1 pseudogene is annotated in these 413 nt (G+C 47.9%); it reads left to right on the forward strand.

Features of this window, described 5'->3' with window-relative positions:
* Positions 1-413: pseudogene (locus J7R13_RS09150) on the forward strand (transketolase); the annotation flags it as partial.

The raw sequence follows: 413 nt of genomic DNA on the forward strand, positions 1-413 counted from the left end.
CACTGCCTGACTGGAGTTCAGTCCTCTCCCGCCCCTTTTTCCCATGTTGTAACGCGTACAGCTTCTGAAATGCCCCTTGCAGTCATTACCGAGGCGGTTGTTGTAACCATTGGTGTTGCTGCTGCTTTTACCGGTTCTAACTTTACACACACAAACCAGATGAAAAGCGTTACTGCTGAGGATTTTTCAGGCCGTTATTTGCACTATGGTATTCGCGAGCACGCAATGGGTGCAGTGATGAATGGGCTTGCTCTTTATGGAGGGTTTATTCCTTATGGGGGGACTTTTTTATGTTTTTCTGACTATATGCGTCCTGCCATGCGTTTGTCTTCCTTAATGGGGTTGCGGGTAATTTATGTGATGACCCATGATTCCATCGGTCTTGGTGAGGATGGGCCGACTCATCAGCCAGT

The sequence above is a fragment of the Bartonella taylorii 8TBB genome, assembly GCF_902825155.1.
GTDB lineage: Bacteria > Pseudomonadota > Alphaproteobacteria > Rhizobiales > Rhizobiaceae > Bartonella > Bartonella taylorii_A.